This window comes from Staphylococcus sp. 11-B-312, from assembly GCF_016743055.1.
Classification (GTDB): Bacteria; Bacillota; Bacilli; order Staphylococcales; family Staphylococcaceae; genus Staphylococcus; species Staphylococcus ureilyticus.
In genome coordinates this window covers 197,692-211,921 of record NZ_CP068241.1, presented here as the reverse complement: position 1 = coordinate 211,921, position 14,230 = coordinate 197,692, and the positions used below count along the sequence as shown (strand labels likewise).

Sequence of the window (14,230 nt, the reverse complement as noted above, 5' to 3'; positions counted from 1 at the left end):
TGCTTTTCTATGCTTATTGTAATTTCATAAACCCATTTCCTAGGACATCTCGTACATCATGAATTACTAAAAAGGCATTTTCATCATGACGATTTACAATTTTTTTAATTCTAGCTAACTGATTTTGAGGAACGACTACGTAAAGTACATTCGTCACTTTTTGTTGATATCCTCCTACACCATTTAGCAGTGTTGAGCCACGACCTGTTTCTTCATTAATTTGTTTACTAATGTCTGCATTAAAATCTGAAATAATAGTAATCGCTTTTTTAGGATTAAATCCTTCTATTACAAAAGACATGCTTTTTTCAACGATAAACAACATGACAATAGTATAAAGTACATTTTGTATAGGTAAGACAAGTAAGAATGATAAAACTATCAATGAATCAAGTATAAATAATGCTTGTGACGTTTTAATTTCGCTGTATTTGTTTATAATTTTTGCAATAACTGAAGTACCGCCCAATGTACTACGGGCAGATATCACAAAGCCTGTACCGATACCAATGAGCACGCCTGAAAAAATAGTATTGATAAAATCAGACTCTAAATTTAAATTAAAAGATTCAGTAATACCCAAGAAGAATGAACTTGCAACCACAGTAATCAAAGTATAAAGTGCAGTTGTTTTACTTAGATATTTCCAACCAACACCAATTAATATGATGTTAATGATAAGTGTCGTCAACGCTGGAGAAAGACCTAAAGTATATTTTAGATTCAAAGAAATACCGACTGTGCCACCTTCTCCTAAATTTGAAGCTAAAACAAAAGAATTGACGCCTATTGCAATTAAAAAAGTACCTAAAAGACAAAAACAAATATTTTTCAGATGAATTTTATATACCATTGAACCAACACCTCTTTCTATAAATTAATCTATTTTTTGAACAACCATTTTCTTAACTATACTTCGTCCATTTTGCTTTCAACACAAAAAGAAACTTTTCAGCAATAGCTAAAAAGTTTCAGAATTACAATTTCAAATTATAATTTTTTTAATACAGAAAACATAATAATAAAAATACGTATGTTTTTCAATGTATGCGGGTTATGTTGAATTATAAGTATATAATGTTTACTTCAATTTATTATAAGCTGTTTAATATTATGCTCTAATTTAATCATTTTCATGTTCCACTAAAAAATGAAAAATCCCTAGATTCTATAAAAGAACCTAGGGACTGATGATACAATATTTCAAAATTAAATATTATTTTATTATGCAGTAACCCACTGTGAAGCACCTTCAGATTCATATAAATCCATTGCTGCTTGGTCTTGTACTGATTCTGGTGCTTCCGTTGGTGATACACCTTTATATTCATCTGGTGCTACTGAATCCCATGTACTTTGTAGGAATTGATATTTACCTGCTGCACCTGAAGATGGATTAACTGCTTTTAAGTCGCCACCTGATTCACGTTGCGCGATTTGTTTCAAGTGATCGTTCACGTCTACAGATGAACCACTTGATGCTTCACTTGAACTACCTGTTGATTGTTGTGATGAAGCTGCTTCTTGTTGTGGTTGTTGCGTTTGCTCAGTTTGAGGTGCTTGCTCTTGTGCTGGTTGTTCTGATGAATCTTGTTGTGGTTGTGTTTGGTCTTGAGTTTGCGGTGCTTGTTCTTGTTGTCCTGCATTAGTTGTTGATTGTGTTGATGCATCGCTTGATCCGTTTGAACCTTCACCATAGCTCCATGACCAATTTGTGCCATCAGATTCAAAGTTATAATTTAAATTATCTTGATTAAAGTTATAGTTATAAGCACCTTCATGTACTGGCTTAGCATTTAATTGTTCAGGGTTGTTTTGTGCTTGTTGAGCTAGTTGTGCTTGATCGATACCTTGTTCAGACGCATCTGCTGAATTTCCTGCTGCAATTCCTGTTACGCCAAGTCCTACTGCTAACGTTGAAGCTAATACTGTTTTTTTCATTATTAATAAATCCTCCCAAGAGATAATACTTTTAAATTTGCTTTTTAAATTTGTGTTTCGTTTTTTGCAAAATTACTTTTATCAAATTTGCTAGTTCCCACTGTAACATCTAGAAAAAGCTTGTGGGTTACAGTGAAGTTAAAAAAACATCTAGATTTTTTACGTCCTAATGACATAAAAGTTAAATATTACACTCATCAAAAAACCTTAGAACGCCATCATCATCGTTTTAGGGTTAGTTATATTTTCAATTTTATTGTAATGATGTTGTAATAAAAGCACTTTTTATTCTATTATTGCAAGATTTAGTTCATTAATTAATAAGTCAGCAGTTTTAAATTAAGTATTATTTTTAGTATATTATTTAAATATCTTTTTAAAATTAACTTTTCTATTAATTTTCTACAATTAATTCTATAACTTTCGAAAATATATGTCTTTCCCTCAATGTAAAAAGGACTAATCCATGTTGTTGCTAACGGATTAGTCCTTTATTTTTAGCATGAGCTTTATATGTCACTCACTCTATACATTTATATTCATATTTTAAAATTGCATATTATCTTATTATGCAGTAACCCATTGTGAAGCACCTTCAGATTCATATAAATCCATTGCTGCTTGGTCTTGTACTGATTCTGGTGCTTCCGTTGGTGATTGACCTTTATATTCATCTGGCGCTACTGAATCCCATGTACTTTGTAAGAATTGATATTTACCTGCTGCACCTGAAGATGGATTAACTGCTTTTAAGTCGCCACCTGATTCACGTTGCGCGATTTGTTTCAAGTGATCGTTTACTTCTACTGATGAACCACTTGATGCTTCACTTGAATTATCTGTTGATTGTTGTGATGAAGCTGCTTCTTGTTGTGGTTGTTGCGTTTGCTCAGTTTGAGGTGCTTGCTCTTGTGCTGGTTGTTCTGATGAAGCTTGTTGTGGTTGTGTTTGGTCTTGAGTTTGCGGTGCTTGTTCTTGTTGTCCTACATTAGTTGTTGATTGTGTTGATGCATCGCTTGATCCGTTTGAACCTTCACCATAGCTCCATGACCAATATGTGCCATCAGATTCAAAGTTATAATTTAAATTATCTTGATTAAAGTTATAGTTATAAGCACCTTCATGTACTGGCTTAGCATTTAATTGTTCAGGGTTGTTTTGTGCTTGTTGAGCTAGTTGTGCTTGATCGATACCTTGTTCAGACGCATCTGCTGAATTTCCTGCTGCGATCCCTGTTACGCCAAGTCCTACTGCTAACGTTGAAGCTAATACTGTTTTTTTCATTATTAATAAATCCTCCTAAGAGATAATACTTTTAAATTTGTGTTTAAATTTGTGTTTTCGATTTTGCAAAATTACTTTTATCAAATTTGCTAGTTCCCACTGTAACATCTAGAAAAAGCTTGTGGGTTACAGTGAAGTTAAAAAATATCTAGAATTTTTACGCCTCAATTACATTGATCACGTACCTCAATTCCATTCAAAAAACCAACACATCAATCAGGAACTATTATTCTACTTTTACAAATATGTAATGACAATGTAATTAGTGTGAAAATAATATTCACTTTCACCTTAATAAATAATTACTTTTTATGATTTTTAAATATAAGGAAGATTGAATTTATATCTAACTACTGATAATATCTTAATTTGGTTTAATTTTAATAATTTTATTTTAAAATTTACGAAAACTAATAATGTATATTATGTTGGAGGAATTAAATGTTCGACAATATTCTTTATGAAGATAACCATTTATTAATGGTAGAGAAACCTATCAATGTTCCTGTACAAGAAGATAACTCAAGAGATCAAGATTTGTTGTCTATTTTAAAAAATTACATAAAAGTCCAATACAATAAACCAGGAAATGTATATCTTGGTCTCGTACATCGCCTTGATCGGCCTGTTGGAGGCGCAATCGTATTCGCTAAAACATCCAAAGCGGCTTCTAGGTTATCTAATGAACTTAGAAAACAAAAATTATATAGAACATATCTAGCGATTATTCACGGTGTACCTTCAAAAAAAGAAGGTGAACTTCGTGATTATTTATGGAAAGATAGAAATAAAAACATTGTATATGTGGTTAATTCCAAGAAAAAAGAAGCTAAAGAGGCAATTTTGAATTATAAAGTTATCAAAACCATTAATCGTAAAACTTTGGTTCAAATCCAATTAAAAACAGGTCGTTCACATCAGATTAGAGTTCAATTCGCAAATCAAAACTTACCCTTATACGGAGATCAAAAATACGGCCAAAAATTTAATAAACCCGGTCAACAAATTGCACTTTGGGCATATAAACTCAGTGTCAAACATCCAACTAAAGATGAAATTATTTCTGTAACTTCTACTCCAAATGAGGGTGTTTGGAATGACTTTTTATAACTTTATGCTTAAATACACGTAACTTTATCCAATTGTTAAATAAAAAAGCTATGAAAGCTTCTCTACTGAAAGATGCTTTCATAGCTTTTATTAGTATTTTTTGATTTTAATTAAGAATTATAATTCAGATTATGCAGTAACCCATTGTGAAGCGCCAACTTCATTGTAAAGTTTTACAGCTGCAGCATCTTGTACTGATTCTGGTGCTTCTGTTGGAGATACACCTTTATATTGTGCTGGTGCTACTGAATCCCAAGTGCTTTGTAAGAATTGGTATTTACCTGCTGCACCTGAAGATGGGTTAACAGCTTTTAAGTCGCCGCCTGATTCACGTTGCGCGATTGCTTGTAAATGTGAATTAACGTTTACTGAAGAACCACTTGAAGCTTCATTTGAGCTTGATGATTGAGTTGAAGCTTTCGTAGTTGCTTCTTGTTGAGGTTGTTGTGTTTGTTCAGTTTGTGGTGCAGTTTGTTGAGCTGGTTGCTCAGTTTGTGCTTGTTGTGGTTGTTCTACAGTTGAAGCGTTAGCGCTTGAACCTTCACCATAACTCCATGACCAAGTTTGTCCATTTGATTCAAAGTTATAGTTTAAACCATTATAATTAAAGTTATAGCTATATGAGCCTTCTTGTACTGGTGATGCATTTAATTGTTCTGGGTTAGATTGTGCTAAGTTTGCTAATTCTGCTTTGTCAATACCTTGTTCAGCCGCGTCAGCTGAATTTCCTGCTGCAAATCCTGTTACACCTAATCCTACTGCTAATGTTGAAGCTAATACTGTTTTTTTCATTTTTGAGTAAATCCTCCTACAAGTTTGTTTTTATATTTTTAAGAATTAATTTTATCTGTGATATTGAAACCAATTGTTATTTTTGAAAAATCCAATGCTGTTTCAACCAATTTCCAGTAAATACTATAACATCCATAAAAACCTTGTAGGTTACAGCGAAATTAAAAAAATCCTGTGCATTTTACATAATAATTACATTAAATCGAATATAAATTCGAAGATAATTTGTAAAAAAACCTATTCCTAAAGTATATAAACTAATTTTCAAACTAATTTTTCTGTAACACAATTGTAATTAGTGTGACAACTATCGTAGTTAGTTTGTTATTTATACATGAAAAAAACCGTTCAATGATTAAAATTGAACGGTCTCAACATATATTTATTATGATAATGCAATTTTAATATGCGCTAAATGATGTTCTTCATGCCAAGCTAATTTAGCAACTTTAGTAGCAACAGATATTTCTCCGCTTCCTCTTAATGTAAATGTACGATTCAAATCATTTTCTGTTAAATGATTACCAATTGCTATAATACGTTCATTTATACCTTCTAACATTTTAAGGGAACATTCTATAGGAAGTTGACTATCAGCAAGTTTAGCCCACTCATCTTGAATAAAAGGATCAACAACTGGATTCGTATCTGTTAATGCCAATTTTAAGCGTTGAAACATATTTAATTGAGAATCTGCTATATGATGAACAAGTTGTCGTACATTCCAACTTTTCTCCCGATATTGTTTGTTTAACGCTTCTTTATTTAAATGATCTACAGTTTGTCTTAATCTATATGCATACGTCTCAATTTCACTAAGCCACCGTTGGATATCTTTTAGTGTCACATAATCTGGTACTTCTAATTCACCAATTGGAAATCTAACATCCATATTAATCACCTTTTTTATTTATTAAATGTTTAATGGCATTCTTATATTTTCCATTAGTATTGCTATTACCTATTTATTATTAATTAAACTTGCAAACGATTTAATGTCGCAGTGTTGAACGCCTCTCCCATATTCATATCAAAAGTATCTTCTCATAATTACTATAAAATTTTTAAAATTAACGATTTATCATATACATAATTAGTAACTTTTTATGAACTTTCTTAAATTATAATGATACAACTTAATAAAATTTGTAATATTATTGTGAAAGATATAACAAGGGAGTGGAAATATATGCGCAAAGATTCATCTACTAAATCTACATCTCATTTTAAACCGTTTTGGTTACTCACAAGCATCACTGTCTTAATCGCTTTGTTGTTATTGCCTACACCAGAAAGTTTACCGCTTATGGCTAAAAGCGCATTAGCAATATTATTATTTGCAGTCATATTATGGGTTACTGAAGCAGTGACTTATCCAGTTTCTGCAGTCATGATTGTTGGACTCATTATTTTATTGATAGGGTTCAGTCCAGTACAAAATTTATCTGAATCACTAGGGCATCCTCAGTCAAATGGTGAAATATTGAAGGGAAATTCACTTTTCGGAACAGGTAATGCTTTAAAACTTGCTTTTAGTGGGTTTTCTACGAGTGCATTAGCTTTAGTTGCGGCTGCTCTTTTTTTAGCAACCGCAATGCAAATCACACAACTTCATAAAAGACTTGCACTCATTGTACTATCTGTAGCAGGCAATAAGACAAGTCGCATCGTCATAGGTACAATATTAGTAGCAATATTTTTAGCATTCTTCGTTCCATCAGCAACTGCACGAGCAGGTGCTGTGATTCCTATATTATTAGGAATGATTACAGCATTCGGTGTTGCTAAACAAAGTAAATTAGCTGGACTTTTAGTTATCACAGCTGTACAAGCAGTTTCTATTTGGAATATTGGTATAAAAACTGCAGCTGCACAAAACATTGTCGCAATTAACTTTATAAATGATCAATTGAATACTGATATATCATGGGGGCAGTGGTTATTATATGCAGGACCTTGGTCTGTATTGATGTCAATTGCGCTTTATTTTATCATGCTTAAAGTGATGCCTCCTGAAGAAAAAGAACTTTCAGGCGGTAAATCTTTAATTCAACAACAGTTAAAAGCGATGGGGCCCGTAACTTCTAAAGAGTGGCGTCTTATTGGAATATCTATCATTTTATTAATACTTTGGTCTACCGAAAAAATATTACATCCTATTGATTCATCTTCAATCATTTTATTAGCACTGTCTGTCATGCTAACTCCTAAAATTGGCGTCATGTCTTGGAAAGAAGCTGAAAGTCGTATACCTTGGGGAACTATTATTGTTTTTGGCGTTGGTATATCTTTAGGAAATGTACTTTTAAAAACAACAGCTGCGCAATGGTTGAGTGATCAAACGTTTGGCATCATGGGTTTAAATCATTATCCTCTTGTAGTAACCATTGCATTAATTGCACTTTTCAATATTTTAATACATTTAGGTTTTGCAAGTGCAACAAGTTTAGCATCAGCGTTAATTCCTGTATTTATTTCACTAACCACTACCTTGGATTTAGGCAATCAGTCTGTGGGATTTGTGCTTATACAACAATTCGTTATCAGCTTTGGTTTCTTACTACCTGTAAGCTCACCACAATCAATGTTGGCCTATGGCACAGAAACATTTACTGTTAAAGATTTTTTAAAAACAGGGATTCCTATAACGGTTATTGGTTATTTACTTATGATTTTATTTAGCGCCACTTATTGGCATTGGCTCGGTTTAATTTAATGTGAAAATTATCCTTATCCATAACAAAATCGACTTGCTAAAAAACCATTATCATAAATAACAGGCTGTAACAATTAGTGTGTCACAGCCTGTTATTATTTCTGTTATCTTCATAAAGTTACGCTATGATGTTAAAATGCGTTTTGGTTAAGCCATTGACCACCATCCATTGTCATACAAGCACCATTAATGTAATTTGCCTCTTCAGAAAATAAAAACTTAGCTAATCCTGCAATTTCTTCTGGTTGGCCCATGCGTCCTAAAGGCACACTGTCCAATGTTTGTTGACGTGCGTCTTCCGATAAACTAAGTTTTCCAGAGCCTCCTGTATGATCTATAGGGCCTGGCGCAATTGCATTTACGGTAATGCCATACTTTGAACCCCACTCTACAGCGAGCGTTCTGGTCATTGCTAACACACCCGCTTTTGCACTAGCAGAGTGTACAACACCTGGCCCTGAACGCCATGCATAAGTTGCCACCATATTGATGATACGTCCACGATGTCCTTGTTCAATCCATTTTTTTCCAACAGCTTGTGTACAATGCCAAGTTCCATTTAAGACAATATCTACGACAGAATTCCAACCATTAGTTGTTAGTTCTTCAGCAGCACATATAAAGTTACCAGCTGCGTTATTAACCAAACCATCTATTTTACCAAAAGTATTAATGGCTTCATCCACTGTATATTGTACGCGTTCCGTATCACGAACATCCATATCAACACATAAAATTTGTCCTTCTCGGTGTTCAATTTCCTTTTTCGTTGCTTCTAACCGTTCTAACGATCTACCTGTTATAACGACATTCGCACCTTCTTCAGCAAAACGTTTCGCCATTGCTTTTCCCATACCACTACTTCCACCAGTAACCATTATCACTTTATCTTTCATATAGAGTCTCCTTTATCAATTAAATTAGTAAGCGCTTACATTTTATAAATCAGTATAACAAAGTTTTGCCAATTTTTCTTATTAAAAGATAACTCTCAATTATTGAGAGACATCATTTATATCCATGTTTCATATGAAACATTTTGCTTATTTAATCGTTATGTATTTAATAAGTGGTTGATAAAACCAATTGCTTAAATACAAATTCACACGTCTAAATTTTTACTTCTATACCCTTTATAATTAATTAAGACATATATAATTGAAATTTATAGATACTATAATGTAATATTACTATGTAGCAGTTATTGTCACTTATTTTAATGATTTATACTTGAAATATAGGGTAAATTATTATAAGTATGGTCACATATTCCAAATAGGAATGTGTTATATGATTAATATGTATTTTCACATGTGTGAATCGCGTAATATAATAGTAAATAAAGACATAAGATGAGTGACAATGTATGACAATTTGTTACTGATGTTATTAAGAATGAAAGGTGAGGAACTATGGCTAAAACTGAGTCAAAAGACGTCATTCTTATTGGCGCCGGTGTATTAAGTACTACTTTTGGTTCTATGCTTAATGAACTTGAACCAAATTGGAACATTAAATTATACGAACGTTTAGATCGTCCTGGTGACGAAAGCTCAAACGAACGTCATAACGCAGGTACAGGACATGCTGCACTTTGTGAATTGAACTATACAGTGCAACAACCTGATGGTTCAATTGATATTGAAAAAGCAAAAGAGATTAATGAGCAGTTTGAAATCTCTAAACAATTCTGGGGCTATTTAGTTAAAAATAACTATATCGAAAACCCTAGAGAATTCATTCATCCTTTACCACACATTAGTTTCGTAAGAGGTAAAAATAACGTTAAGTTTTTAAAAGACCGTTATGAAGCAATGAAAAACTTCCCTATGTTCGATAATATCGAATATACTGAAGATATCGAAGAGATGAGAAAATGGATTCCATTAATGATGCAAGGTCATAGCGCAAACGACATTATGGCTGCCAGCAAAATTAATGAAGGTACTGACGTAAACTTTGGTGAATTAACTCGTAAAATGGCGAGAAACCTTGAAAAAAGCCCACAAGTAGAAGTTCAATACCATCATGAAGTACTTGATTTCAATCAACGTAACGATGGTAAATGGGAAGTTCAAATCCGCAATGTAAATACTGGTGAAACACAAACACAATTAGCTGATTATGTATTTATCGGTGCTGGCGGTGCTGCTATTCCATTACTACAAAAAACAGGCATCCCTGAAAGTAAACATTTAGGTGGATTCCCTATTACAGGCCAATTTTTAACATGTACAAATCCAAATGTGATTGAAGAACATGATGCCAAAGTGTATGGTAAAGAACCACCAGGCACACCACCAATGACTGTGCCCCATTTAGACACACGTTTCATTAATGGTCAAAAAACATTATTATTTGGACCGTTTGCAAGTATTGGTCCTAAATTCTTAAAATATGGTTCAAACTTAGATTTATTTAAATCTGTTAAACCAAGTAACATCACAACATTATTATCAGCGGCAGCGAAAAACTTACCGCTACTTAAATATTCATTTGACCAAATTTTAATGACAAAAGAAGGTTGCATGAACCACTTACGTACTTTCTATCCAGAAGCACGCGATGAAGATTGGCAATTATATACTGCCGGCAAACGTGTTCAAGTGATTAAAGATACTGAAGAATATGGTAAAGGCTTCATCCAATTCGGAACAGAAGTTGTAAACTCAGAAGACCATTCTGTCATTGCATTACTTGGTGAATCACCAGGAGCATCAACTTCTGTATCTGTAGCATTAGAAGTATTAGAGAAAAACTTCTCTGAATACAAAAATGATTGGGAGCCTAAAATCCAAAAAATGATTCCTTCTTATGGCAAATCATTAATTGAAGATGTTGATTTAATGAGAAAAACACGTCAACAAACTTCAAAAGATCTTGAATTAAATTATTACGAATAAATTTTTGATTGCTTAAGTGTAAAAACTAAAATGAACTGAGATTAAGATTGTGTGAAACACCTATTTATGAACCTACAACCGTATATTATTTTCTGCTCGCATCTTAAGAGATGTGTCTCGATAGATTTTATCGTTACTGAATGCCTGTTGGTTCCTTAATCTTTGTTGTTCATTGGTATTTTTAAAAATACTTTGTTATCAATGATTCACTTAAAGGAGCGAAATGTATGAAAAAATTATTAGTAGTTGTGGCTATAGGCGCATTAGCATTTGTAGGCCTTAAACGTTACCAACAACATGTAAACAAAGCACCAAACATTGAATATTAATAAATGACAAAATCGACCATTGGTAAGATTTACCAATGGTCGATTTTTGTTTTTGTTATATAAAACGCAAGTATAAAGCATTGATCATCCTGAGATATTTATACTTATATCTCTTTGTATAAACTGTTGTATTAATGGCTGCACTATATCTCCATTTACTCAACCCACTCATGTTCATTGTATAATAGCATTATTATATTTCCTTTTTGTATTATCTAATGATTCAATTCGTCCTCCGATTATTTTATCGTTATTCGATAAAAAAGTATTGATTATCGATATATTTAAGTTATAATGAAATTAATCAATTAAAAGGAGCGTCAATATGTCTACAATTAAAAGCAAACGTTTTAATATTTTAATCAAAACACTAACTATTTTAGCAACCATCGCTTTAGTTTTAACTTCTCTTAGTATATTACCAATTATTATCGCAATTATAGCATTGTTAATCATTCCTTCTTCTTTTATTAACACCCAATTAGACAAAGCCAATAAACCTTTTTGGGTTGATTCATTAGGACTAAAATCACATGATATTACAAAGCATGACCTAAATAGTATTACTTTTCCTAAACCATCTGTTATATTAATACTATTATTAATAATTGTATTAATTGCAATTTATATTCTGGTTATTGCCTATGTCAGAAAATGGCTTAAAAATGTTAGCAAAGGGCAAGTTTTTACAAATAAAAACGCAAGCATCATAATTTTAATTTCTTACTGCTTTATTGGATTGGGTGTATTTGAAGCATTTTTTGAATTGGCAAATAATTTTATGATTTATAATTTTTTAGGACAAAACGCTAAATTGTATGCACTAATGGACAAAGATATCGAAACCTTTGCAGATTTCTTTTTTAATTTTAATTTCACACTTATTTTAGCGGGTATCGTTATTTGGATTATAGGAAATGTTTTTAAATATGGTGCATTCTTACAAGATGAGTTTGATTATACCGTTTAGGAGATTATATAAATGATTGTAGTTAGATTAGATCGAATATTAGCAGACAGAAAAATGAAACTCAGTGAATTAGCTAATGAAATTGATATTACTGTAGCAAATTTATCAAATTTGAAAACAGGCAAAGCAAAGGCGATACGTTTTTCAACATTAGATGCCATATGTAAAGCACTTGATTGTCAGCCTGCAGATATTATAGAATACACAGAATCTGAAGATTAAATCTTCATCTTTACTAATAACTTTTCTAGTTCAACAACGCTACATTAAAATTCATAGACTAGCTTATATTTATCATAGCTATACTTTTGCCTTAACTCCTGCTTAGTGGTTAGGCTCACGCTTGTGTTAGCTTAGACTAACCGGATGTCTAAAACTTTATTTAAATAGAAAACAGGAGTGGAACAAAGTAATACGTAAGTTCCACTCCCGTTTTTTGTATGTTTTAATATGTTTTAATATTCAAACCTCTATAGCGATTGAGTGCGCCACAGAATTCTTGTTTTCTCGGCAATGCAAGATTACCAGGGTGTCCTTGATGTGGTGAAATAATATCTAACCCTTTATCACTAATTAAATTAAAAATTTTATCAGCTGCTTGTGATATCGTATCTTGTTCATTTAACAAATGACTTTGATAATAATCTATCATCGTAGCTATACAGTTCGTTTGGCTAGCATCAACAAGTTGTTCTAATCCCGAAATATTTATTCGTTCTTTACCGTATAAAATTGTCTGCATGCCTTTTACTTTAAAACGTTGATCTTTGCCTTTATGTGAAAAACTAGATTTCAATGGTATTCTTTGCGAAATTTTTCCAAAGTGGCATTGTGATGCTTCATCTTTCAAGTGACTATCTTCACTAGCAATTGCTTTCGCTTTATGAGTGACGTCTTTTAATACATATTCATCCATCATTAATACTTGATCTGCCACTTCAAAGTAATCGCCAGAACCTCCTACGATGAGAATTGTTGAAACATGATAATCTTGGTATAAAGACTTTACTTTCATAGCAAAAGGTGTGATTGGTTCTTTTTCGGGTGCGATTAATTTTTGCATTCTCCCGTCTCTAATCATAAAATTTGTTGCAGATGTATCTTCATCTATTAATAATAACGACGTTTGAGATTCTAAGGCTTCCATAACATTTGCTGCTTGTGATGTACTACCGCTCGCATTTTCAGTAGAAAATTGAGTAGTATCTTTTTTACCTGGTAAATTATTTATAAATGGTTCAATATTTACTTTTTCGATACTTCTTCCATCTTCCGCACGGATTTTCATCGCATCTTCACAGGTAATAATAAGTTCACGTCCATCACCTGGAATATGGTGATATACACCACGCTCTAAAGCTTCTAGTAGTGTTGATTTACCGTGGAATCCACCACCAACAATGAGCGTAATCCCCTTCGGAATACCCATACCACTAACTGTCTTTCCACTAGGTAAATTCAATTGAATTTCAAATTCCTGTGGACTTTGGAATGTTACAGCACCAGCTAAAGGCATATCAGACACACCACTTTTTCTAGGCAATATAGAACCATTCGCAACAAATGCAACTAAATTTTGTCGTGACAGTGCCTCGCGTATAAATACCTGATCTATCATCGTAGTCACTTGATCATTTAATGCAGTTCTATTGATATGTTTATACATTAATGATTTTTCTACTATTTCAGGTAATAAATCTATAAAAATATGATGAGCAACTTTTCCTAAAATTTTTCTTCCTGCTGCTGGTAAACCTACCTCAAAGCGAACCTCAATTTCACTTTGATTAATCACTACAGAAGTACGTTGTAATATTTCTTGGCCACAGCGATCTATAAAAATATCAGGTCTCTTTTTAGAGGTTTTATCAGCTTTAAGTACATCACTAATACGCTTACTAAATGACCTTGCTAAAAAATCAGATACAGCAATCTTTTTATCTTCTGAATCTAATAATTCATCTGGTATATTGGCAATATGACGCTGCATTTTAGCACGCACTTTAGATGGTGGTGCATAAGGATCTGCTTGTATATGATCTATAATTAAGTGAAATTTATCAAAAGCATATTCACCTTTAAGTCGTTTATATGCACCATATTTTTGTCCGTCTAATGATTTTAATAACTTCCCGAATTCCAATGTATTTTTCAAACGGAACACTCCTTCAAAATAGGTTAATAC

Annotated in this window: 13 protein-coding genes; 6 read left to right on the top strand and 7 right to left on the bottom strand. The window is 32.5% G+C overall.

Annotated elements, in window-relative coordinates; genetic code table 11:
- Positions 1-13 precede the first annotated feature (13 nt).
- The 3 genes from JG554_RS00950 to JG554_RS00940 all read right to left on the bottom strand — a co-directional run bounded on the left by JG554_RS00950 (position 14) and on the right by JG554_RS00940 (position 3,225).
- The gene (locus tag JG554_RS00950; RefSeq protein WP_203265342.1) at positions 14-853 is read right to left on the bottom strand and encodes a YitT family protein; all 840 of its coding nucleotides are present in this window, start codon (positions 851-853) and stop codon (positions 14-16) included.
- 371 nt (positions 854-1,224) lie between these two features.
- Positions 1,225-1,941 (bottom strand): transglycosylase family protein, encoded by a 717-nt coding sequence (locus tag JG554_RS00945; RefSeq protein ID WP_070038833.1) that lies wholly within the window; start codon positions 1,939-1,941, stop codon positions 1,225-1,227.
- A 567-nt stretch (positions 1,942-2,508) separates the two neighbouring features.
- Positions 2,509-3,225, bottom strand: coding sequence for a transglycosylase family protein (locus JG554_RS00940; RefSeq protein ID WP_064210030.1), 717 nt, complete (start codon positions 3,223-3,225; stop codon positions 2,509-2,511).
- Between the two features lie 441 nt (positions 3,226-3,666).
- Between JG554_RS00940 and JG554_RS00935 the strand changes: the two genes are divergently transcribed.
- On the top strand, positions 3,667-4,335 hold the full coding sequence (locus JG554_RS00935; RefSeq protein ID WP_064209903.1) for an RluA family pseudouridine synthase: 669 nt from the start codon (positions 3,667-3,669) through the stop codon (positions 4,333-4,335).
- A gap of 129 nt (positions 4,336-4,464) precedes the next feature.
- On the opposite strand, the gene JG554_RS00930 is transcribed toward JG554_RS00935, so the two are convergent.
- A complete protein-coding gene (locus JG554_RS00930; protein ID WP_064209904.1) occupies positions 4,465-5,127 on the bottom strand; it encodes a transglycosylase family protein in 663 nt (220 codons plus the stop codon).
- A 385-nt stretch (positions 5,128-5,512) separates the two neighbouring features.
- Positions 5,513-6,019: a YfiT family bacillithiol transferase gene (locus JG554_RS00925; RefSeq protein WP_070038830.1), complete on the bottom strand. Its 507-nt coding sequence runs from the start codon at positions 6,017-6,019 to the stop codon at positions 5,513-5,515.
- 297 nt (positions 6,020-6,316) lie between these two features.
- On the opposite strand from JG554_RS00925, the gene JG554_RS00920 reads away from it, so the two are divergent.
- Positions 6,317-7,843 (top strand): SLC13 family permease, encoded by a 1,527-nt coding sequence (locus JG554_RS00920; RefSeq protein ID WP_070038827.1) that lies wholly within the window; start codon positions 6,317-6,319, stop codon positions 7,841-7,843.
- A gap of 131 nt (positions 7,844-7,974) precedes the next feature.
- On the opposite strand, the gene fadH is transcribed toward JG554_RS00920, so the two are convergent.
- Positions 7,975-8,739 carry a 2,4-dienoyl-CoA reductase gene (gene fadH, locus JG554_RS00915; protein WP_046206934.1) on the bottom strand — a complete coding sequence of 255 codons (765 nt, stop codon included), beginning with the start codon at positions 8,737-8,739 and terminating at the stop codon, positions 7,975-7,977.
- A 516-nt stretch (positions 8,740-9,255) separates the two neighbouring features.
- On the opposite strand from fadH, the gene lqo reads away from it, so the two are divergent.
- From lqo to JG554_RS00895, 4 genes are all read left to right on the top strand, one after another.
- Positions 9,256-10,746, top strand: coding sequence for an L-lactate dehydrogenase (quinone) (gene lqo, locus JG554_RS00910; protein WP_046206933.1), 1,491 nt, complete (start codon positions 9,256-9,258; stop codon positions 10,744-10,746).
- 227 nt (positions 10,747-10,973) lie between these two features.
- Entirely contained in the window at positions 10,974-11,075 is a 102-nt protein-coding gene (locus JG554_RS00905) for an SE2200 family small protein (RefSeq protein WP_064499651.1), read from the top strand.
- Positions 11,076-11,400: 325 nt separating this feature from the next.
- Positions 11,401-12,045 carry a DUF2975 domain-containing protein gene (locus JG554_RS00900; RefSeq protein ID WP_064209908.1) on the top strand — a complete coding sequence of 215 codons (645 nt, stop codon included), beginning with the start codon at positions 11,401-11,403 and terminating at the stop codon, positions 12,043-12,045.
- Positions 12,046-12,057: 12 nt separating this feature from the next.
- Positions 12,058-12,267, top strand: a complete 210-nt coding sequence (locus JG554_RS00895) for a helix-turn-helix domain-containing protein (RefSeq protein WP_046206931.1) — start codon at positions 12,058-12,060, stop codon at positions 12,265-12,267.
- Between the two features lie 223 nt (positions 12,268-12,490).
- On the opposite strand, the gene JG554_RS00890 is transcribed toward JG554_RS00895, so the two are convergent.
- Entirely contained in the window at positions 12,491-14,200 is a 1,710-nt protein-coding gene (locus tag JG554_RS00890) for an ABC-ATPase domain-containing protein (RefSeq protein WP_046206930.1), read from the bottom strand.
- Positions 14,201-14,230 lie beyond the last annotated feature (30 nt).

Bases quoted from the DNA above. Each gene is read 5' to 3' on its own strand.
- JG554_RS00950 (WP_203265342.1), bottom strand. From the start codon at position 853: ATGGTATATAAAATTCATCTGAAAAATATTTGTTTTTGTCTTTTAGGT.
- JG554_RS00945 (WP_070038833.1), bottom strand. From the start codon at position 1,941: ATGAAAAAAACAGTATTAGCTTCAACGTTAGCAGTAGGACTTGGCGTA.
- JG554_RS00940 (WP_064210030.1), bottom strand. From the start codon at position 3,225: ATGAAAAAAACAGTATTAGCTTCAACGTTAGCAGTAGGACTTGGCGTA.
- JG554_RS00935 (WP_064209903.1), top strand. From the start codon at position 3,667: ATGTTCGACAATATTCTTTATGAAGATAACCATTTATTAATGGTAGAG.
- JG554_RS00930 (WP_064209904.1), bottom strand. From the start codon at position 5,127: ATGAAAAAAACAGTATTAGCTTCAACATTAGCAGTAGGATTAGGTGTA.
- JG554_RS00925 (WP_070038830.1), bottom strand. From the start codon at position 6,019: ATGGATGTTAGATTTCCAATTGGTGAATTAGAAGTACCAGATTATGTG.
- JG554_RS00920 (WP_070038827.1), top strand. From the start codon at position 6,317: ATGCGCAAAGATTCATCTACTAAATCTACATCTCATTTTAAACCGTTT.
- fadH (WP_046206934.1), bottom strand. From the start codon at position 8,739: ATGAAAGATAAAGTGATAATGGTTACTGGTGGAAGTAGTGGTATGGGA.
- lqo (WP_046206933.1), top strand. From the start codon at position 9,256: ATGGCTAAAACTGAGTCAAAAGACGTCATTCTTATTGGCGCCGGTGTA.
- JG554_RS00905 (WP_064499651.1), top strand. From the start codon at position 10,974: ATGAAAAAATTATTAGTAGTTGTGGCTATAGGCGCATTAGCATTTGTA.
- JG554_RS00900 (WP_064209908.1), top strand. From the start codon at position 11,401: ATGTCTACAATTAAAAGCAAACGTTTTAATATTTTAATCAAAACACTA.
- JG554_RS00895 (WP_046206931.1), top strand. From the start codon at position 12,058: ATGATTGTAGTTAGATTAGATCGAATATTAGCAGACAGAAAAATGAAA.